At 71.6% G+C, this 19,627-nt stretch carries 17 protein-coding genes and 1 pseudogene; 9 read left to right on the top strand and 9 right to left on the bottom strand.

Going from position 1 to position 19,627, the window contains the following annotated elements; all coding sequences use genetic code 11:
- From FE633_RS09460 to FE633_RS09445, 4 genes and pseudogenes are all read left to right on the top strand, one after another.
- Positions 1 to 912, top strand: a pseudogene (locus tag FE633_RS09460) (hypothetical protein); the annotation flags it as partial.
- Positions 913 to 1,087: 175 nt separating this feature from the next.
- Positions 1,088 to 1,339, top strand: coding sequence for a Trm112 family protein (locus FE633_RS09455; RefSeq protein ID WP_138044655.1), 252 nt, complete (start codon positions 1,088 to 1,090; stop codon positions 1,337 to 1,339).
- Positions 1,336 to 2,253, top strand: coding sequence for an FkbM family methyltransferase (locus FE633_RS09450; RefSeq protein ID WP_138044654.1), 918 nt, complete (start codon positions 1,336 to 1,338; stop codon positions 2,251 to 2,253). Before FE633_RS09455 ends, FE633_RS09450 begins: the two co-directional genes overlap by 4 nt.
- Complete coding sequence (locus tag FE633_RS09445) at positions 2,135 to 2,737, top strand: hypothetical protein (protein ID WP_138044653.1); 603 nt, start codon at positions 2,135 to 2,137, stop codon at positions 2,735 to 2,737. Before FE633_RS09450 ends, FE633_RS09445 begins: the two co-directional genes overlap by 119 nt.
- Here the strand turns inward: FE633_RS09445 and FE633_RS09440 are convergent.
- Positions 2,721 to 3,599: an ATP-grasp domain-containing protein gene (locus tag FE633_RS09440; protein WP_138044652.1), complete on the bottom strand. Its 879-nt coding sequence runs from the start codon at positions 3,597 to 3,599 to the stop codon at positions 2,721 to 2,723. The two genes, FE633_RS09445 and FE633_RS09440, sit on opposite strands and share 17 nt — an antisense overlap.
- Before the next feature lie 170 nt (positions 3,600 to 3,769).
- Between FE633_RS09440 and FE633_RS09435 the strand changes: the two genes are divergently transcribed.
- Positions 3,770 to 4,852 carry a MerR family transcriptional regulator gene (locus FE633_RS09435; RefSeq protein WP_246113521.1) on the top strand — a complete coding sequence of 361 codons (1,083 nt, stop codon included), beginning with the start codon at positions 3,770 to 3,772 and terminating at the stop codon, positions 4,850 to 4,852.
- A 130-nt stretch (positions 4,853 to 4,982) separates the two neighbouring features.
- On the opposite strand, the gene FE633_RS09430 is transcribed toward FE633_RS09435, so the two are convergent.
- From FE633_RS09430 to FE633_RS09415, 4 genes are all read right to left on the bottom strand, one after another.
- Entirely contained in the window at positions 4,983 to 6,194 is a 1,212-nt protein-coding gene (locus FE633_RS09430) for an acyltransferase family protein (protein WP_246113520.1), read from the bottom strand.
- On the bottom strand, positions 6,191 to 8,557 hold the full coding sequence (locus FE633_RS09425; RefSeq protein ID WP_138044650.1) for a glycosyltransferase: 2,367 nt from the start codon (positions 8,555 to 8,557) through the stop codon (positions 6,191 to 6,193). The genes FE633_RS09430 and FE633_RS09425 overlap by 4 nt, the downstream gene beginning before the upstream one ends.
- A 242-nt stretch (positions 8,558 to 8,799) precedes the next feature.
- Entirely contained in the window at positions 8,800 to 9,489 is a 690-nt protein-coding gene (locus FE633_RS09420; protein WP_171059878.1) for a Type 1 glutamine amidotransferase-like domain-containing protein, read from the bottom strand.
- A 156-nt stretch (positions 9,490 to 9,645) separates the two neighbouring features.
- Complete coding sequence (locus tag FE633_RS09415) at positions 9,646 to 10,368, bottom strand: FadR/GntR family transcriptional regulator (RefSeq protein WP_138044648.1); 723 nt, start codon at positions 10,366 to 10,368, stop codon at positions 9,646 to 9,648.
- A 343-nt stretch (positions 10,369 to 10,711) separates the two neighbouring features.
- On the opposite strand from FE633_RS09415, the gene FE633_RS09410 reads away from it, so the two are divergent.
- The 4 genes from FE633_RS09410 to FE633_RS09395 all read left to right on the top strand — a co-directional run bounded on the left by FE633_RS09410 (position 10,712) and on the right by FE633_RS09395 (position 16,273).
- A complete protein-coding gene (locus FE633_RS09410; RefSeq protein WP_138044647.1) occupies positions 10,712 to 12,076 on the top strand; it encodes an SLC13 family permease in 1,365 nt (454 codons plus the stop codon).
- Positions 12,077 to 12,137: 61 nt separating this feature from the next.
- Entirely contained in the window at positions 12,138 to 13,646 is a 1,509-nt protein-coding gene (locus FE633_RS09405; protein WP_138044646.1) for an acyl-CoA synthetase, read from the top strand.
- On the top strand, positions 13,639 to 15,054 hold the full coding sequence (locus tag FE633_RS09400; protein ID WP_138044645.1) for a carboxyl transferase domain-containing protein: 1,416 nt from the start codon (positions 13,639 to 13,641) through the stop codon (positions 15,052 to 15,054). Before FE633_RS09405 ends, FE633_RS09400 begins: the two co-directional genes overlap by 8 nt.
- Before the next feature lie 184 nt (positions 15,055 to 15,238).
- The gene (locus FE633_RS09395) at positions 15,239 to 16,273 is read left to right on the top strand and encodes a rod shape-determining protein (RefSeq protein WP_138044644.1); all 1,035 of its coding nucleotides are present in this window, start codon (positions 15,239 to 15,241) and stop codon (positions 16,271 to 16,273) included.
- A 33-nt stretch (positions 16,274 to 16,306) separates the two neighbouring features.
- On the opposite strand, the gene FE633_RS09390 is transcribed toward FE633_RS09395, so the two are convergent.
- The 4 genes from FE633_RS09390 to FE633_RS09375 all read right to left on the bottom strand — a co-directional run bounded on the left by FE633_RS09390 (position 16,307) and on the right by FE633_RS09375 (position 19,502).
- Positions 16,307 to 16,888 carry an Rv1733c family protein gene (locus tag FE633_RS09390; protein WP_138044643.1) on the bottom strand — a complete coding sequence of 194 codons (582 nt, stop codon included), beginning with the start codon at positions 16,886 to 16,888 and terminating at the stop codon, positions 16,307 to 16,309.
- 168 nt (positions 16,889 to 17,056) lie between these two features.
- Entirely contained in the window at positions 17,057 to 17,401 is a 345-nt protein-coding gene (locus FE633_RS09385) for an STAS domain-containing protein (RefSeq protein ID WP_138044642.1), read from the bottom strand.
- Between the two features lie 125 nt (positions 17,402 to 17,526).
- Positions 17,527 to 18,177, bottom strand: a complete 651-nt coding sequence (locus FE633_RS09380) for a phosphoribosyltransferase (RefSeq protein WP_138044641.1) — start codon at positions 18,175 to 18,177, stop codon at positions 17,527 to 17,529.
- Complete coding sequence (locus FE633_RS09375) at positions 18,177 to 19,502, bottom strand: erythromycin esterase family protein (protein WP_138044640.1); 1,326 nt, start codon at positions 19,500 to 19,502, stop codon at positions 18,177 to 18,179. The genes FE633_RS09380 and FE633_RS09375 overlap by 1 nt, the downstream gene beginning before the upstream one ends.
- Positions 19,503 to 19,627 lie beyond the last annotated feature (125 nt).

Below are 19,627 nucleotides of genomic sequence, written 5' to 3'. Positions count from 1 at the left end.
GTGGCCGCGGCCCTGCTGGCGAACGTTCTGAACAGCGCCGGATTCGTCCTGGAGAAACGGGCGTTGGCGGCCATGCCCGCGGTGAGCGTCCGGGAACCGTGGCGACTGCTGCGGCTCGTCCTCGGCAGCCCGCTGTGGATCGGCGGCTCCCTCGCCCTGGCGGCCGGCTTCGGCGCACAGCTCGCCGTCTACCGCACCCTCCCGATCGCCGCCGCCCAGGGACTCTTCGTCTCCGGCCTGGTGCTGCTCGTCCTGCTCTCCTCGGTGCTGCTCGGCGAGGAGACCTCCGGCCGCGAGCGGTACGCGCTCGGCGCGATCCTCGCCGCGCTGCTGATGGTCGTGCTGTCGCTGAACGAACGCTCCGACACGGTCAGCCGCAGCGCGCCCGTCCCCCTGATCCTGCTCGTCTGCCTGCCGTCCCTCGCGCTGGGCATCTGGCTGTACGGCTCCGCCGAGCACCGTGCCCGCCGCCGGCACCGCCTGCCGACCACCGGCGTCGAATACGGCGTGGCGGTGGGCCTGCTGTACGGCGTGAGCTCGCTGGCCATCAAGGGCGTGTCGAGCCATCTGACGACAAGTGGCTTCGGCGGGGCGGTACTTGACGTACTGCGTTCCCCGTATCCCTATCTCCTGCTCTTCACCGGCGCGTTCGGCCTGGTCATGTCGCAGGCCGCGCTGCAACGCAGCCGGGCCTCGCTGATCGTGCCGGTCTGCACGACGGTGACCTGCCTGTTCACGGCGGTGCTCGGCACGCTCGCGTTCGGCGAGGCGCTCCCGGAGGATCCGGTACGGCTCGCACTGCGCCTGGGCGGTACGGCGCTGGCGGTCTCGGTACTCCTCGCGATGCCGAAGCACGATCCGCCGAAGCCGGCACCGTCGCAGTCCGCGCCGTCGCCGGAGCTGGAGCCTCCTTCGGAGCCGGAGTCGGAACTTCCTTCGGAGCGGGAGCCGGAGCCGGAGCTTCCTTCGGAGCAGGAGCGGGAGCCGGAGCCGGTGCTTCCTTCGGAGCAGGAGCCGGAGCCGGAGCCGGAGCACGATCCGCAATCGGAGTCACAACGCCCCACCCCCACACGGGAGTTGACCGCGAATGAACCCTGACGACCCACTCCTGAAGATCCTGGCGTGCCCGCTGGACAAGGGGCCGCTGCACCTTCTCGCACCAGAGGTACCCGACGTCGCGGGCACGGGAACGGGCACGGCGGAGGCAGCCCTCTACAACCCACGCCTGCATCGCCGTTACCCGATCGTCGACGGCATCCCCCAGCTCCTCCCGTCCTCCGGCGAGCAGGTGACCGAGGACGAACACGAAGAGCTTCTCAAGCGGATGAGGACCCCATGACCCTGGCGGCCCGTCTCGCTCCCTTCGTCCCCGTACGCCTCGTCGCCGCGGCCGCCCGGCTCGTCTACCCGCGCTTCGAACCCGAGCTGGCCCGGCTCCCCGAACTCTGTCCGCCGGACTGCGGCACGGCCGTGGACGTCGGCGGCTGGTACGGCCCCTGGACCCGCCGGCTGTCGGACCGGGCCCGCCACGTGGTGACCGTCGAGCCGGTGCCGCATCTGGCCCGCCTGCTGACCGAGGCCACGCCCGGCAACGTCCGGGTGGTCCGGGCCGCCGCCAGCGACCGCCCGGGCACGGCCCGCCTCTGGCTGCCGCCCGGCGACCAGGGCGACCGCGGCGTCTCCTCGCTCGTCCGCCGTGACATCCACGCCCGCGCCCTGGACGTCCCCTGCGTCACCCTCGACGGCCTGAACCTCCACGACGTCGGCTTCATCAAGATCGACGTCGACGGGAACGAGCTCGCGGTCCTGCGCGGTGCGACCGCCCTCCTGACCCGCGACCGCCCGGCCCTGTTCATCGAGCTGGAGGCGCGCATCCAGCCGATCGCCCCGGTCGTCTCCCACCTCGCCCAGTACGGCTACGAGGGCTGGGTGCTGCCCGGCGACACCTGGCTGCCGCTGTCCTCCTTCGACCTGGAGGCCCACCAGGCGCACGCCTCGCACGTCGTCTCTCAGGGCCTGCTCCGCCGGGTGCTGCCCTTCCGCGGACCCCGGTACGTCCGGTACGTGAACTCCGTCCTGTTCCTGCCGGACGGCCGCCACCCGGGAGAACGGCACGTACGGGACGATGGGACCCATGCCAGCCGCCCAGCGCCCCACCAGCCGCAGCCCCTTCACCCCGCTCGACTTCCAGCTCGTCCTGCTGCGCCGTATGGCCGACCACAACCCGGACCTGGTCGAGGCCGCCCGTCATGAGCTGGGTGTCTCGACGGCCGACATGCGCGAGGCGAACAAGAGGTGGCAGGCGATGCTCCGCTCCCCCCGCTCCCGGCCGCCCGCCTCGCGCTACCGCTCGATCCTCGGCACACCCGAGTCGGTCGCCGCGCGGAAGATCGGCGACCTGGACTGCGAGGCCCTGATCTGGCCGGTCCCCCTCTGGCCCGACCTCCGCTTCGAGGTGCTCCTCGCCCCGAACGGCGCGGTCTGGAACGAGTGGCTCGTACGGGCGCCGGGTGCGGCGGGACCCGACCTGCGGACGGTGGACGACCTGCGCCCCTGGTCCTGCACGGTCGACGAGGCGGCCCGCGCCTTCGCTCCCGTCCGGCCTCTGGAGGGCACGGCCCCCACGCGCTGGGGCCTGGCCTTCACGGCGCCCGACGCGGAGGGCGTACGGCACGACTGCGTGGCGGAGTTCACATGGGGGCTGCTGCAGCGGGTGGCCGTTACCGGGCGGCCTTGAGGATCGCCTCCGCGATCACCGGCACCGAGTCCGTGTGGAGCGAGAGGAAGAGGTTCGGCTCGACGAGCTCCAGTTCCATGACCCGTGGCTCGCCGTCGTCGCCGTCCACCAGGTCGACGCGGGCGTAGAGGAGCTCGGGATCACCGGGCACGGCGTCCAACGCCCGTTCGGCGACGGCGAGTTCGGCGGCGGTCGGCTCCCAGGGCCGGAGCCGCGGGTGGGGAACCTTGTCCGCGTCGTACGGAGTTCCGGCCTCCAGCACGGCCCCCTTCCGTATCGCGTGCAGGAACCGCCCGCCGAAGAACTGCAGCGCCCGCTCGCCCGCCGTGTCGATGCTGCGCACATACGGCTGCACGATCGCGGTCAGCCCCTCCGCGTGCATCCGTGCGAGATGGCGTACGGCCCTCTCGCGCTCCCCGGGCGCGTACCGGGCGGCGTACCGGGCCCCCGCCCCCGAGGTGGGCTTGATGACGTACTCCCGCTCCTCGGGCAGGTCGGCCGGATCCCCCGGAGCGAGATAGCTCGTGTCGACGACCGGCACCCCGGCTGCCTGCAGCTCCCCCAGATACCGCTTGTCGGCGTTCCAGCGCACGACCTCCGGCGGGTTCGCCAGCGTCGTCGCCGCCCCGCACCGCTCGGCCCATGCCAGGAACTCGGCCGCCCGCCAGCTGTAGTCCCAGGTGGACCGGATGACGGCGAGATCGAAGCCGTCCCACACGACCTCGGGGTCGTCCCAGCACGCGATGACTGCTTCCGCCCCGGCCTGCTCCACCGCGCCGGCGAGCCCCGGCAGGTCACGGTCGTATCCGGTCTCCTGCACCTCTCGGCAGGTGACGAGCGCGATACGGGTACTGCGTGCCACGGGGGACTCCTCATGCGTATGCCGACGGGCGGTGGTCCGGTCGATCCCGGCGATCCGGCTCGCAGGCTAACAAGCGGCGGGGAACCGCAGCTCATGGATTGACCTTCACCTTTGGGGAGGCCACAGCATCGGTGGCAGGACGAGGAACGAGCGACTCGTGAGGTGGGCGCATGGAGCGCATGGAGCGCACGAACATGCTGACGATCGGGGCGTTCGCGAAGACGTGCCGGTTGTCGCCGAAGGCGCTTCGGCTGTACGACGAGCTGGAGTTGCTGCGCCCCGAGCGGGTGGACCCGGACACCGGGTACCGCTACTACGCGCCCGAGCAGCTGGAGCAGGCACGCCTGGTGGCGTGGCTGCGGCGGCTCGGGATGCCGCTGGCCCGGATACGGCAGGTCTGCGCCCTGGACCCGTCGGCGGCGGCGGGTGAGATCCGCGCGTACTGGGCGCGGGTGGAGGCCGAGACCGCGACCCGCCGTGACCTGGCGGCCTTCCTCGTCGACCACCTCTCACACGTAACGAGGAAGGACACCACCATGCTGGAACTGCGCTACTCCGCCCTCTCGGACACCGGCCGGGTCCGCCCCGCCAACCAGGACACCGCCTACGCGGGCGCCCGCGTCCTGGCCGTCGCCGACGGATTCGGAGCGGCGGGGGCCCCGGCCAGTACGGCGGCCGTGGAGGCCCTCAAGTTCCTGGACAGCGAGCCGCTTCCGGCGGGCAGTGTCCTCAATCTCCTGGAGGACGCGGTCCAGGGCGCCACACGGGCGGTCCAGGGCGTCACTCAGAGCCAGGAAGCCGGCACCACGCTCACCGCCATGCTCTGGACCGGCTCCCAACTGGCCCTGGTCCACATCGGCGACAGCCGCGCCTACCTCCTGCGCGCCGGCGAACTCTTCCAGATCACCCACGACCACACGATGGTCCAGTCAATGCTGGACGAGGGCCGCCTCACCCCCGAGGAGGCCACGGCCCATCCCCAACGCGCGCTCCTGCTGAAGGCGCTGACGGGCGGCAGCCCGGTTCCCGTCCCCGACCTCCGTCTGCACGACGCCCTTCCGGGAGACCGCTACCTGCTCTGCTCCGACGGCCTGTCCGGAGTCGTCCCCACCGCGGAGATCCAGCACATTCTGACCACGACTCCCGCCCCGGACCAGGCGGTTCAAGCCCTCACCGGCGCGGCCAACGACTCCGGCGGCCCGGACAACGTGAGCTGCGTGGTCGCGGACGTCGTGACCACCGCGTCGCTTTGAGGGGCGCTGACCACCGGACACCGCCTTCACCTCGAACGCGCGCCCGCCTGGAGCCAGTGACGCGGCAGCGTCGGGCCGGGCGGGTCCTGTGCGTACGGCACGCCCGTACGCACAGGACGCCTGCCATCAGTCAGCGAGCCGGTTCCGGCGACGGAGTCCGCGACGGCGACGGCTGCGGCTGCGGCGACGGCTCGGAGTAGAACTCCCGCGACCGGCCCGCCCCGTCCATCGCCCGGGCCAGCAGGCCCCCGGGGTACTCGATGAGCCAGTAGCTCAGCGTCGCGGCCGGTATCGCCACGGCCAGCACGATCAGTACGGCGAATGGGAAGCCCGATGGGCCGGACGGGAGCAGGCCCGTTTTGTCGAGTTGAAGCATGATCGGCTCGTGCCAGATGTAGAGGCTGTAGCTGATCAGGCCGACGGTGGTGACCGATCGGGCCCTCAACAGGGCGTGGCCGCTTACCCGTTGGCGTATGTGGAGCGTGGCGAACAGGAGCACGGACCAGAGCAGGGCCGCGAGCGGGTGGTAGTAGGTGTGGGCGAAGTTCTCGGGGGCGGAGAGGTACGACAGGGCGTACAGGCCCGTCAGGGACAGCGCCGACAGCAGGGCCACCGAGCGGCCGCCGATCCGGCCTCGTTCGCCCAGGGCGACCAGCAGGACCGCCAGCGCCATGCCCGTCGCGAAGCCGCCGAAGCGGGCCTGGGGGCCGAAGTAGACGGGCCAGTTGGTGTGGGGGATGCCCAGGACATAGTGCGCGAAGATGATCCAGGCGACCGGGGCCGCGTACAGGAGGAGGCAGCCGGAGGCGCAGAGCGCCACCCTGGCGCGGCGCGTGGGCAGTTTGCGGCAGGCGCGTATCGCCAGAGGCCCGAGCGCGACCAGGGTGAGGTAGAAGGCGATCTCCAGGGACAGGGACCAGCTCGGGCCCAGCGTGTAGAAGATCCGCTCACGGTCGAAGACGTGCGTGAACGTGAGGTGTTCCACCAGGTCCCGCCAGTCTCCGGGGAGCGTGGGATTGCGGCTCGCCCAGACGACCAGGACCGCCAGGAAGTACAGCGGGAGGATGCGTACCGCCCGGCGGAAGAGGAACACCCGGGCCGGCCGCGTCGAGCCGTCGTCGAGGGCGGCGCGGGCGTACGACAGGGTCAGCAGGTACGCCGACATCACGAAGAAGAGGTCGATGACCTCCAGGGAGACCAGCGCTCCCACCCATGGGTTCTCCACCGGCGGGTGGGAGCCCTCGGCATCGTACGTGTAGTACTGCTGCCAGATGTGGAAAACGACGGTGCTGAGCGCGGCGAGGCCGCGGAAGCCCTGGAGTTCGAGGGTGGAGCGCTTCACGCCTCGGACACCTCCGCCCGCGGGGTGACCCGCCAACGCCGGTCCCCCATGGCCTCCTTGAGGTGCGACTGCCGCGCCACGATGTTCTTGAAATGGGTGTAGAAGACGGTGGAGACGAGGAGATAGCGCCAGAACCAGGCCTTCCGGCGCCGCAGTTCCGGTACCGCGAGCCGCCATGCGAACGCCGCCTGCACCACGCCGGCGGACAGGGTCACCGCCACCGCGAGGAGGCACGCCGGCACCGCCCAGTCGAGCCGGTCCGCGCCGCCCGCGCGCCAGGCCGCGTGCAGCAGCACGGGCAGGATCTGCAGCGACAGCCACGGCTGGACCTCCCGCCAGCCGAGCAGCACGAACAGCCCGGCCTTCTGGCGGCGGTTGAAGACGGGTGACCGCAGTCCGCGCCACAGGTGCCGCAGCGATACCTGCAGCCAGCCCTGCGCCCAGCGCGAGCGCTGGTTCCACAGGGGCTTCAGCATCGTGGGCGCCAGTTCGCGCGATACGAGGGTGCGGTCCATGGCGATCCGGGCGCCCTCGTGCAGCGCGCGCATCGTGGAGTCGATGTCCTCGGTGAGCATCGAGCCGTGCATCCGAGTCCGGGCGAGGAGATCCGTACGCCAGAAGCCGTTGGACCCGCCGAACACCCCGAAGCCGTACATCCGGGTCCGGCCGGGATGGCTGACCGCGTAGATCGCCTCGAACTCGACGCCGACCGTCTCGGCGACCCATGAGCTCTCGCCGTTGCGGACGACGCAGTGGCCCTGTACGACGTCATAGCCGTGGGACAGCCAGTCCCAGGCGTGCCGGAAGGCGTCCGGGTCGGGATGGTGGTCGGCGTCGAAGATGCCGACGAACTCTCCAACTACACGCGTAGCGGCGGCGTTGAGATTCTGCGCCTTCGACGTGCTGCCCGCGACGGGGAGCAGCACCAGCCGCGGGTCGCGCCGCGCGATCTCGCGCAGGGTGTCCTCGACGGGCAGGGGGTGCGGGGTGTTGTACGCGAGGACGATCTCGAGCTTGTTCGGATAGTCGAGGCGCAGGAACGACTCGACGGTGTCGACGATGGTGGCGGCCTCGTTCGGCAGGTACGCGGCGATGACGGCGCTGGCGGGCGGGTACGGCTGCGCGGCCCGCGCGGGGCGGGGCTCGGCGTCGAGCGAGTAGAGGCACTCGAGGACGATGAGCAGCGCCGACGCGACGAGTCCGGCGACCACCACCCAGTACGCGGCGGACGCGAGGTCCCAGCCGATCGCGTACGCCTGCTGGTAGATCAGGAACGGCACGCCGATGCCGAGCAGCAGGCTGAGCACCGGGGACAGGAGCGGCACCAGTGAGGTGCGGGGGCGCCGGGTGGGGGTGCTGGCCCGCATCCATGGTTCGTACCGGACCGGTCGCAGATCTCTGTGGCGTACGGCTTCCGCGGCGGCGTCGCGGGCTTCCTGGACCGGGCGGCTGCGGCCGGTGCCGTCGGTGCCGTTGTCGTGGCCGGTGTGGCCGGTGCCGTCGGTGTGGCCGGTGTCGTCGGTGTGGCCGGTGAGCGGGGTCCAGCCGATGGCCGGAGTGAGCCGCACGTTCTCGTCCGCGACGACGAACCGGGTGCCCGCGACGGTGGTCGCGAACGCCTGGAGCGCGTTGCGAGCCGCCTCCTCGTCGACGCCGGGCATCAGCATGAGCAGGTGTCCGTCGTCGTCCCAGCCAAGCCGGTCGCAACCGCTGCCGAGCCGCTCGGCGACCTGGGCGAGCCGTTCGGCGACCTCACGCCGGACGCGCGAGCCGAGGCGGGCCTCCAACGCGGCGGTCTCGGCGACGCCGACCACGGCGAGCACGCCGCCGTTGCGGGCGGCCGCGGGACGCCCCAGCTCCCGGTCGAGCTCGTCCATGAAGTGCGGGCCTGAGTAGAGGCCGGTGCGCGGGTCGAGGAGCAACTGCTCGACGGGAACGGGGACTCGGTGCAGCTTGGCCGCGATGCGCGCGTCGAGCTCGTCCGGGTCGGGTGTCTCCGGTAAGCAGTCGTCGGCGCCGTCCCGTAACAGCTCGGCCACGGCCTTCGGCCGGCCGTCCGCGGTGACCATGAGGAGGGGGAGGGCCTGGCCGGCGGGGTCGGCACGCACCTCCCGTATGACGTCGAGCCCTTCGTCGAGCGCGACGATCACGTCGGGGCGGCTCTGCCGGGTCTGCCGGATGACCTCGCCCGGCGTCGCGTGACTGACCTCGTAGCCCGCCGACACGAGCGTACGGCCCAGCTGTTCACGCTTCGTTCCCGGCGTGCCGACGGCCAGGACGTGGCGGGGGGTCGGTTCGGTATCTCGGCGCACGCGGGCGTGAGCGTCCTGGGGCACGCGGGCGTGCCCAAGCTGATCAAGCATCTGTGTGGTCCCATCCTGTTCGGATTGTGGGGGGAGGACCTTGATTTATGTGAGAGCTCAACTGCCTTGTATCTGCGGGCAATTGACGACAACAGCCTTGGTGATCACTGTGTCAGTGAGCCATCGGCGGCGTAACACTCTCTTTGCGGTCTCATGCCGACGCTGCGAAGGCGCCCGCGCCGCCATGTGCCTGTGGGCAGCGCAGTACACCTCGTGCGTGAGGGCGCGAGCGGGTCCTGCGATCAGCGAGCCAGACGCGGGGAGATAGCCGGTAGGCGGCGGGGTTCGATGCGTTCCTCGATGGCCGAGTCGCCGTCGCGTGTCACGACGTACGCTCCCTTGCCGGGCAACTCGGTTACGGTTTCGACCAGTTCAGTGCCGCGGTAGACCAGGCCCACTCCATCGTCGGTGCAGTGTGTAACGGGCAGTGTGCCGTTCGCGACGAGGCGGTGCACCAGGGGGCGGCGGCCGGGATCGGTGTCGTAGTGGACGCCGTTGCCGTACGGGAGGAAGCCCAACGCGTCGGTCAGCGGGCGGAGTTCGGGGCCGAAGGAGTCGGTGGTGCCGCCCTGGAACCAGCAGATCGAGCCCGCGCTGACTCCGCTGAGCACGACGCCCGACCGCCAGGCCCGGTGGAAAATGCCGTCGAGTCCGTGCACCCGCCACACCGCGAGCAGGTTCGCCACCGAGCCACCCATGACCCAGACGACGTCCTGTTCGAGGACGGCGCCCTCCACGTCGTCGAGGTTGGGCATCGGGAAGAGCTGGAGCGGTGTGAGGTCGAAGCCCGCCACGCGCGCGGCCTCGGACATACGTGCGGCGAAGTGCTCGGCGTCGCCTATCGCCGTGCCGACATACATGACACGGGGGCGGCGGCCGTGGACGCCCGACAGTTCGACCGCGTGGTGCACCAGCGCGTCGAACATCACCATGGTCCGGCCGCCGCCCGCACGATGGCCGCCGGAGGTGGCGAGGATGGTGGGCTCCCGTCCGTTCGCGGCGGACGGGGTCGCGACGGGCGTCGTGATGGGCGTCGTGATGGGCGTCGTGATGGGCGCGGTCATGACACTGGATCCTAAGCAACCCCGTCAGAGCGGCTGTTCGCCCTTCTCTTCCGGGTCCCAGTCCAGCAGCCGTACCTTCGCCACCGTCTGTACGTGCCGGCGCATGGCGGTGGCGGCCCGGCCGGGCTGCTGGGCGACGATCGCGTTGAAGATCGCGCGGTGCTGGGTCAGGGAGCGGGTGGGGCGGCTCGGCTGGCGCAGGGACTCGTGGCGGCTCTCGGTGATCTGGTCGGCGATGGAGCGCATGAACTCGGCGAGGATGCCGCTGTGGGCCGCCGCCGTGACCGCCGCGTGGAAGAGGCGGTCGCCCTCCACGCCGTGTTCGCCCGCCGCGATCTCGGCCTGCATGCGCGCGAGGGCGGAGTCCATGGCGGCGATGTCCTCGTCGGTGCGACGCTCGGCGGCCAGTTCGGCGAGCTTGGTCTCCAGGGCCTCACGGGCGTCGAGTACGTCGGGGAGCCTGCGGCGGCGGTCGACCAGTTGCTCCACCGGTTCGACGTCGAGGGTGTCGCGGACCAGGTAGGTACCGCCTCCGTGACGGGCCTCGACCAGTCCCTGGACCTCCAGGACGACGATGGCCTGTTTCACGGAGGCGCGACTGACGCCGAGTCGGGCCGCCAGGTCGCGCTCGGGCGGGAGGCGGTCGCCGGCACCAAGGCCGCCCTCGGCGACATAGCGGCGCAGGCGGTCGAGGACCTGCTCGTACAGGCGCGGCTTGGCCGCCATCGGGCGCAGTGCGTCGCTCATGCCCCGGTCCCCTTTATCCACTCTTGCGCGCTGTTCGTCCCCGGCGGCCGCAGCGTAACACCGTGGATGACGGGATCAGTGGCCCTTGTGGACAAGTGGCCGAGTGGCGGAGTGGATAAGTGGCTGAACCAATTCTTGTCCTATCTCTTGACGGTCTCTACGGCCGACATCCAATGTGGTTCAGCCACTTGGCCATCAGACGCCGGGCCCAGTGGTCGAGTGGCTGAGCCACTTGGCCACTAGGCCACCTAACCACCCGTCCACTTGTCCACTCCGCCCACCTCGTCCACTCCCCACTTGGCCAGCCACCCGCTCGACAAGGGACCCAAAGACGGGAGCCCGCATGTCCGCCGAACTGATATCGATCCTCGTGCTCGTCGTGGTGTTCGTGATCGCCACCACCCGCTCCATCAACATGGGCGCGCTCGCCTTCGCCGCCGCGTTCGGGGTCGGCGAGCTCGTCGCCGATCTCGATGCCGAGCAGATCTTCGCCGGATTCCCCGGTGACCTCTTCGTCGTGCTCGTCGGGGTGACGTATCTGTTCGCGATCGCCCGCGCCAACGGCACCACCGACTGGCTGGTGCACGCCTCGATCCGGCTCGTGGGCGGGCGGATCGTGCTGATCCCGTGGGTGATGTTCGTGCTTACGGGGGCGCTCACCGCGATCGGCGCGGTCAGCCCGGCCGCGGTCGCCATCGTGGCGCCGCTCGCGCTGAGTTTCGCCGTGCGGTACGAGATCAGTCCGCTGCTGATGGGCGCGATGGTCGTGCACGGCGCGCAGGGCGGCGGATTCTCCCCGATCAGCATCTACGGGTCGATCGTCAACGGGATCGTGGAGCGCGAGAACCTGCCGGGCAACGAGGTCGCCCTCTTCCTCGCCTCACTCGTCGTCAATCTCGTGATCGCGGGTGTGGTGTTCGTGCTGTTCGGGGGGCTGAAGCTGAAGGGCGGGGCCGAGGTGGCTCAGGCCAAGATCAAGGCCAAGTCCAAGGCCAAGGCCAAGGCCGAGGTCGGGGCCGACGCATCAGCCACCGGCCAACACGGCCAGGAAGCCGCCCAGCAAGCCTCCCAAGAGGCCTCCCAAGAGCCCGCCCCAGAAGACGACACCCGGCTGAACCCCGCCCGTATCGCCACCCTCGCCGCCCTCGTCGCCCTGGTCGTCGCCGTGCTGGCCTTCGACCTGGACGCCGGGCTCACCTCCATCACCCTCGCCGTGCTCCTCAGCGCCTGCTGGCCGGAAGACAGCCGCAGCGCCGTCTCCCAGATCGCCTGGCCGACGGTCCTGCTGATCTGCGGTGTACTGACGTACGTCGGCGTCCTGGACGAGATGGGCACGATCGACTGGGCCGGCGAGGGCGTCAGCGGCATCGGCATCCCGCTGCTCTCCTCCGTCCTCCTCTGCTACATCGGCGCGGTCGTCTCCGCCTTCGCCTCCTCCGTCGGCATCATGGGGGCGCTGATTCCGCTGGCGGTACCGTTCCTGGCACAGGGCGAGATCGGGGCGGTCGGGATGGTCGCGGCTCTCGCGGTGTCGGCGACGGTGGTGGATGTGAGCCCGTTCTCGACCAACGGCGCGCTGGTGCTCGCGGCGGCTCCCGGCGTCGACCGGGAGCGTTTCTTCCGCCAGTTGATGGTGTACGGGGGAATCGTGGTCGCCGTGGTGCCGGCCGTGGTGTGGCTCGCACTGGTGGTGCCCGGCTGGGGGTGACAGCGCCGCCCTGGTTGCATACCGACCAACGACCGAGATGAACGGCTAAGGAGTACGACACGTGTCCCCTCTCTTCCCGGCCCTGACGGAGGCCTCGGCGGACCCGGACGGTCCCGGTGCGCACCGGCCCGCCCTGCGCTTCGGCGACCGCTCCCTGACGTACCGCGATCTCGCCGCCGCGGCCGCGCCCCTGGCCGAGCGCGTCGCGGGAGCGGGCCGGATCGCCGTCTGGGCCACGCCCACTCTGGAGACCGCCGTCGCCGTGGTCGCCGCGCTCCTGGCCGGCGTCCCCGCCGTGCCGCTCAACCCGAAGTCGGGTGAGAGCGAGCTGGGGCACATCGTGTCCGACAGCACGCCGTCACTCGTCCTCGCGGCGCCGGGCGACCGGCTCCCGGCCGCCCTGGGTGAGCTGGAACGCGTGGATGTCGACATCGACGTACACGACGTCGACGTACGTGCCGCAGGGGCGCCCCACCCGACCACGGACCACGCGACCACGGACCACGCCCCCGAAACCCCCGCCCTGATCGTCTACACCTCCGGCACCACCGGCCCTCCCAAGGGCGCCGTCATCCCCCGCCGGGCTGTCGCCACCACCCTGGACGCGCTCGCGGACGCCTGGCAGTGGACCGGCGACGACGTACTCGTGCACGGCCTTCCCCTCTTCCACGTACACGGCCTGATCCTCGGAATCCTCGGCCCGCTGCGCCGCGGCGGATCCGTCCGGCACCTCGGCCGGTTCGAAACGGCGGGCGTGGCAAGGGAGTTGAGCGAGGGCGCCACGATGCTGTTCGGGGTGCCGACGATGTACCACCGGATCGCGGAGGCGCTGCCCGACGACCCGGCCCTCGCGAAGGCCCTGGCCAGGGCGCGGCTGCTGGTGTCGGGGTCGGCGGCCCTCCCCGTGCACGACCACGAGCGGATCGCGGCGGCGACGGGACGGCGGGTCATCGAGCGGTACGGGATGACGGAGACCCTCATGAACACGAGCGTGCGCGCGGACGGGGAGCCGCGCGCGGGCACGGTCGGGGTTCCGCTGCCGGGCGTCGAACTGCGCCTGACGGAGGAGGACGGGGTGACGGCCGTCGATGCGTTCGACGGCGAGAGCGTCGGTGAGATCCAGGTCCGCGGGCCCAACCTCTTCACCGAGTATCTGAACCGTCCGGACGCGACCGCGGAGGCGTTCACCGCGGACGGCTGGTTCCGCACGGGTGACATGGCGGTGCGCGACCCCGACGGCTACGTGCGCATCGTCGGCCGCAAGGCCACCGACCTCATCAAGAGCGGTGGTTACAAGATCGGCGCGGGTGAGATCGAGAACGCGCTCCTGGAGCACCCGGGTGTGCGCGAGGCCGCGGTCACCGGTGAGCCCGACGCCGACCTCGGTGAGCGGATCGTGGCGTGGATCGTGCCGGCCGCTCCTCAATCGCCGCCGTCGGCCGAGGAGTTGGCCGACCATGTGGCCCGCCGCCTCGCGCCCCACAAGCGGCCGCGCGCCGTCCGTTACCTCGACTCCCTGCCCCGCAACGACATGGGCAAGATCATGAAGCGCGCGCTGCCCCATGACTGACGCACCCGACGTGCCTGAGGTACCACGGTTCACGGCCCGCGAGGCGATCGGTCTCGTCGCCGCCGATTTCACCGAACTCCCCACCCCGACAGGCGCGTACGCACCCGACGGACCCTTGGGCTGGCAGGGTTACGACGCCTCGCGCGCCCGCGCCGTGGCCCGCACCGGCGAGGAGGAGTCCGTCGTCTGCGGCACGGCGACGCTGGGTGCGGCAACGGTGGGTGCGGCGCCGGTGGGCACGGAGGCAGTGGGCACGGAGACAGTGGGCGCGACTCGCGCCGTGCTGATCTCCTTCGAGTTCGGCTTCCTGGGCGGCTCGCTCGGCGAGCGCACCGGGGACCGGCTGGAGGCGGCGTACACGTACGCGCGTGAGCAACGCCTTCCGGTCGTCTCCCTGGTCGCCACGGGCGGCAGCCGGATGCAGGAGGGCATGCGCGCGCTGGTCCAACTCCAGCGCGTGGCCCGGCAGTCGGTGCTCACCCGGGAGGCGGGACTGCCGCAGATCGCGGTCCTGCGGGACCCGACGACGGGCGGCGGCTGGGCCACCCTGGGCGCGGGCGCCGATGTGATCCTGGCGCTGCCGGGCGCCCAGGTGGGCTTCGCGGGCTCCCGGGTCCGCCCGCCGGACGCGGACCCGGCGGCGTACACGGCGGAGGCGCAGCTGGCGGCGGGGGCGATCGACGCGGTGGTCCCGCCGGAGGAGCTGCCGGGGACCCTGGCGCTCTGGCTGCACCTGCTGAGCCGCCCGTCGACGACGCCCGCCACTCCCCCACCCGCGCTGGGCCGGGCCGGCCTTCCCGCCACCGGCCGGGACGCGGTCGACAACGCCCGCGCCCCTCGACGGCCTCGCGCCCGGGCCTATCTGGACGCGTACTTCACGCACCGCGCGTCGATCAGCGGCGACCGCAGCGGAGGCACGGACCCCGGAATGCTCTGCGGCTTCGGCGAACACGACGGCCGTACGATCGCGTACGCGGCCCAGACCGGCACCGCCACCCGCCCCGCCGGGTACCGCACCGCCGCCCGGCTGATCCGGCTGGCGGACCAACTCCACATTCCCGTACTGACGTTGGTGGACACTCCGGGAGCCGCCAACGACGCGGAGGCGGAGCGGCAGGGCGCGGGCGCGGCCATAGCGGAGCTGTTCGGCGCCGTGGCCGCCGCCCGTACGCCGGTCACCACCCTGCTGATCGGCGAGGGCGGCTCGGGCGGCGCCCTCGCTCTCGCGGCCCCCGGCAACACCTGGGCCACCCCCGACAGCTACTTCTCCGTCATCGCCCCGGAACTCGCGGCCGCGATCCTCAAACGGCCGGCGAGCCAGGTGACCGCGACGGCCGACCAACTCCGCCTCCGGCCACAGGACTTGGTGGACCTGGGGCTGGTCAGAGGCTTGGTGAGTCCTGTGTGACGAGCCGTGCCGGCAGGTCCGCGGGCAGAGCCGTCCGTCCGTCCACCCGGCACATCCACCCGTCCAGCGGCACCCCACCCAGACCATCCCAACAGGCGAATGCCTCGCTTCCCCCGCAGGATGCGAAGGAGGGCCGCCGTCCGGCGGGCCCTCCCACCGGTCCGCGCTCTCGGGAGGATCTGCGATGACCGCCAGTCTGGAGCAGTTGCGCCGCTGTCATTTCGGCGTCGATCTGGGGGCCGCACGGACCCGCGTGTACATCAGAGGGGCAGGTCTGGTCGTCGACCAGCCGAGTGTGGCCGCCGTGAACACGAGGACCGGGGCGCTGATCGCCGTCGGGGAGTTCGCCGAGAAGATGACGGGGCGTACGCCCGGGTACATCCGCGTGGTCAGACCCGTGTCCGGCGGCACCGTCGTGGACATCGAGATGGCGCAGCGGATGCTGCGGCAGCTGCTCGGCGAGAGGCTCCGCCGCGCCCTGCGCCGCAAGCCGCGGCTGCGCGCCGCCGCCTGCACTCCCCATGAAGCGGATCCGCTGGCCCAGCGCGCGGCGATCGAGACGCTGGTCGGGCTCGGGGCGCGGAGGGTCGAACTCGTCGACACGCTCATCGCGGCAGGCGTCGGCTGTGGACTGCCGGTCGAGCAGCCCGAGGCGACCATGATCCTGGTGTGCGGGGCGGCGACCACACAGGTCGCGGTGCTGTCGCTCGGGTCGATCGTGACCGCCGCGCGCATCGCGGTCGGGGGTGAGGCCGTCGACCGCGCGATGATCCAGCATCTGCGCCTCCACCATGAGTTGATGCTGCCGAGTCAGGCCGTACGCCCCTTGCAGCTCGCGCTGTCCGGGAACGGGCCCACCGCGAACGGGCCGACCACCGAGGTCCACGGGCGGGACGTGGCCACCGGGCTCGCCCGGTCCGTGAAGGTCGACACGGCCGCCGTACGCGATGCCATCCAGACCCCGCTCACGGCGGTGATCGACGGTATCGGCAAGGTGTTGCGCGACTGCCCGCCGGACCTGGTGGCCGACCTCGCGGACCGCGGGATCATGATGGTCGGCGGCAGCGCCCTGCTGCCGGGCCTCGACCAGATGCTGCGGCAGGCGACGGGCATGCCGGTGCGCATCGCCGAACGGCCCGACGTGTGCGCGGTCCTCGGTCTGGGCGCGATGCTGGAGGGCAAGATCGAACCGATGGTCCTGGACCCACTGGCCGCCTGAGAACGGGGCGCCGGGGGTGTCGGGGAGGCGCCTTCAGCCGGTCTTCCCGCCCCACCGCAGGTCGGCCTGCTCCCACGCGACGGCCCACTGCCGCATGCGCACCCGGTCGATACGTGCGCGGACGCCCCAGGCGGTCAGCGTGACGACGCCGCACCCGCCCATCGCGGCGAGCAGGCCGGCCGAGGTCGCCTGCAGTACCGCTTCCGCCTGACTGACGGGCTCCGACATCAGGGTGCCGTGCCGGTCGGTCCAGACCGTGGTCCGGCTGCCCGCCCGCGTTTCGGGATCGACCTTGGCCCGGCCGGTGTGAGCCGAGCCGTCCGGGGCCTTCCAGCGCACCTTGGCCCACACGCGCTCATCGCCCACCACAGAGGACGGCACCGCGCCTGGCGCGTTCTCGGCGAGTACCGCCGGCACAGGGCGGCGCTCCTCGCGCTGCCGGTCCAGGCTCTGGGTCAGGGCGTTCGCCGCCACCAGCCCCGCGAGCAGGCCGCCAACCACCGCGAAGATCCATGCGGCGAGTACGACCCAGGCCTCGACGACGTCCACACGCCGCCGGAGCGGGTTACGCCGCCACCTCCACAGCCTCACCTTGGTACGTCGTGCCATCGCCATCGGCCAGCACCCCCTTGTGAGCACCGACGGCAACACCTGTCTTCCAGTGTGCTCCCACCAGCGTCGCAGAACTTGGGCGCTGTGGCATGCGGTGGCCGATGGGGACGGGATGGCCGATGGGATCGGGGTGGCCGATGAGGTCGGGGTGAGGTCTGCGTGCCGACGGACTCAGATCGTCGGAGTCAGCCGGTCGTGGAAGGAGAAGGCGGCCTCCAGGCCGGTGATCCGGAACACCCGCATGACCGGGTCGGCTCCGCGTACGAGCCACATCTTGCCGCCGCGCCCGGCCATACGGTTCTGGACTCTGTCCAGCAGCCGTAATCCCCCGCAGTCCAGAAACGTCACGGCTCCCAGGTCGACGACGACCTCGGTCACGGTCCGGGCGATCAGCTCGTCCACCCGTGGGGCCAGTACCTGAGCCGCCTGGATGTCGATCTCTCCGCGCAGCTCGATCACGGTTGCCGCACCCACGACCCGCTCGTCCAGGCCGAAGGCATACGCATCAGCGCCCATGACGACCCCCTGCGCTCCTTCGCTCCTCGTACGCCGACATCATGCACCGCAGAGCACGCAGCGGTGCCCCAGCTTGACCAAGGCTGTACGGACTTCACCGATCCATTGCCGGCGAGGCACGCCGACTATGCCTTGATGTTGGTGCTGCGCAGCGTTTCGGTCACCTCGTGGTCGGAGAGCTGCGCGAAGTCCTCGTACCACTCCCCGACCGCGTAGAAGTGTTCTGGCCGGTGCACACAGACCACGTCGTCGGCCTCGTGCTCCCGTACGGCGCCGAGGCCCGAGCAGACCGGTACGGCCAGGATCAGGCGGGCGGGCTCGCGGCGGCGGACATGGAGCAGGGCGGCCCGGGCGGTGACGCCGGTGGCGAGCCCGTCGTCGACCAGGATCACCGTCCGGTCCCGTACGCGAGGAGCGGGGCGCCCCTCGCGGTAGAGGGCATCGAGGCGGTGGAGCTCGGCGCGCTGCCGGGCGACGGTCTCGGTGAACTGGTACTCGGTCATGTCCAGGAGCGCCAGGGTTTCCTGGTCGAACACGGGCGGGTCCTCGCCGACGATCGCGCCGACCCCGGCCTCCGGCTGACCCGGTGCGCCGATCTTGCGGACCACCAGAACATCCAGGGGCGCGTGCAGGGCGTGGGCGACCTCCGCCCCGACGGGGACGCCCCCGCGGGGCAGGGCCAGCACGAGGGGGTCGACGAAGCCGCCGCCCTCCGCCCGTTTCAGGAGCGCGGCAGCGAGTTCCTGCCCCGCCTGCCGACGGTTCTGGAAGCGCATCAGGTCTCCTCGTGGGAGTGGAGCGGGGTCAGGGCCTGGGTGCGGTCGAGGAAGCAGAAGGCGTCGTAGCGTTCGCCCAGGACGGTGGGCACGTAGTTGCCCCACTGCCGCTGCTCGTCCTGCGGCCGGTAGACGACGCCGATCGCCCGGTGGGCGCGCTCCTCGGCGATCCAGCCGTGCTCGTCGTGCAGGGGCCTGCCGTGGACGGTCCCGGGCGGGAAGACGAACAGGGACCGCTCCCCCGGCACCGCCTGGTGCATGACCTGCTCGACACTGCCGTCCCGGGCGGGCGGCATGCCGAGCACGGCCGGACGGGCGCCCCACCGGTCGGCGGCGAGCACCGTGCCCTCGTACGATCCGAGGCCGACCAGCACCACGCCCTCCGCCAAGTGCCGTTCGCGGGCCAGCTGGCCGACGTTGACCAGCCCGGCGTCGAACATGTCGGTGGCGCGGGCGTCGCCGATGTGCGTGTTGTGCTCCCAGACCACCGCCTTGGCGTCCGGACCGTGGTGTTCCATGAGCCGGTCGAGGGTGTCGGCCATGTGACGGTCGCGGAGGTTCCACGACTCGGCGCCGCCGTGCAGCATGGCCCGGTAGTAGCGGTCGACTCCGGCCAGCACCTCGGCGTTCTGCAGGGCGGCGATCTCCGCGAGGTCGCCGGTCAGGGTCGCGGACTGCCCGGCGACGGCGCGGGCGCGGAGCCCGGTGAGCAGGGCGACCACCTCCGGCTCGCAGCCGTCCGGCACCAGTTCGGTGGCGCGGGCGTAGGTCTGGGGGTCTTCGGCGTACGGCTCGAAGCGGCGGTACGCCTCCAGCGCCCGGTCGACCAGGTCCGGGTCGTGGGCACGGAGGTGGTCGAGGACGGCGTGCAGCGACTCCCACAGGCTGTACACGTCCAGGCCGAAGAAGCCGACCCGCCGCCCGGCCGGCAGCCGGGCGTTGTGCTCGCGCAGCCATCGGGTGAAGGCCAGGACCTCCGTGTTCGCCCACAGCCACGCCGGCCATCTGCGGAAGCTCTCCAGCACCTCTTGAGGGTCCTCGGGAGCCCCCTGTGCTCCGGTGACCGAACAGTGCAGCGCCAGGCAGTCCGGCCAGTCGCCCTCCACGGCCACGAAGGAGAAGCCCTTCTCCTCGATCAGCCTCCGGGTCAGCAGGGCCCGCACCTCGTAGTACTCGGCGGTGCCGTGCGTGGCTTCGCCCAGCAGTACGTAGCGGGCGTCGCCGATCCGTTCCAGCAGCTCGTCCAGCGAGCCCGGTCCGGACAGCGGCAGCGCGTCCCGCCGGATGCGCCGCACCTCGTCCGCACCGGCTGCGACAGCGGTCATCGAGGTCACGTCCCGTCCCACCCCTCCAACGCGTTCACTCGCCCCGGCTTGGGCCTTTCCTGATCGGTCACCCCGAGTACCCGACCGGCCGGGTCCTCACGCGTCCGCGCATGGAGGAACCGGTG

It is taken from the genome of Streptomyces montanus (genome assembly GCF_005786655.1).
Lineage (GTDB): Bacteria > Actinomycetota > Actinomycetes > Streptomycetales > Streptomycetaceae > Streptomyces > Streptomyces sporangiiformans.
This window is presented reverse-complemented; position numbering and strand designations above follow the sequence as displayed.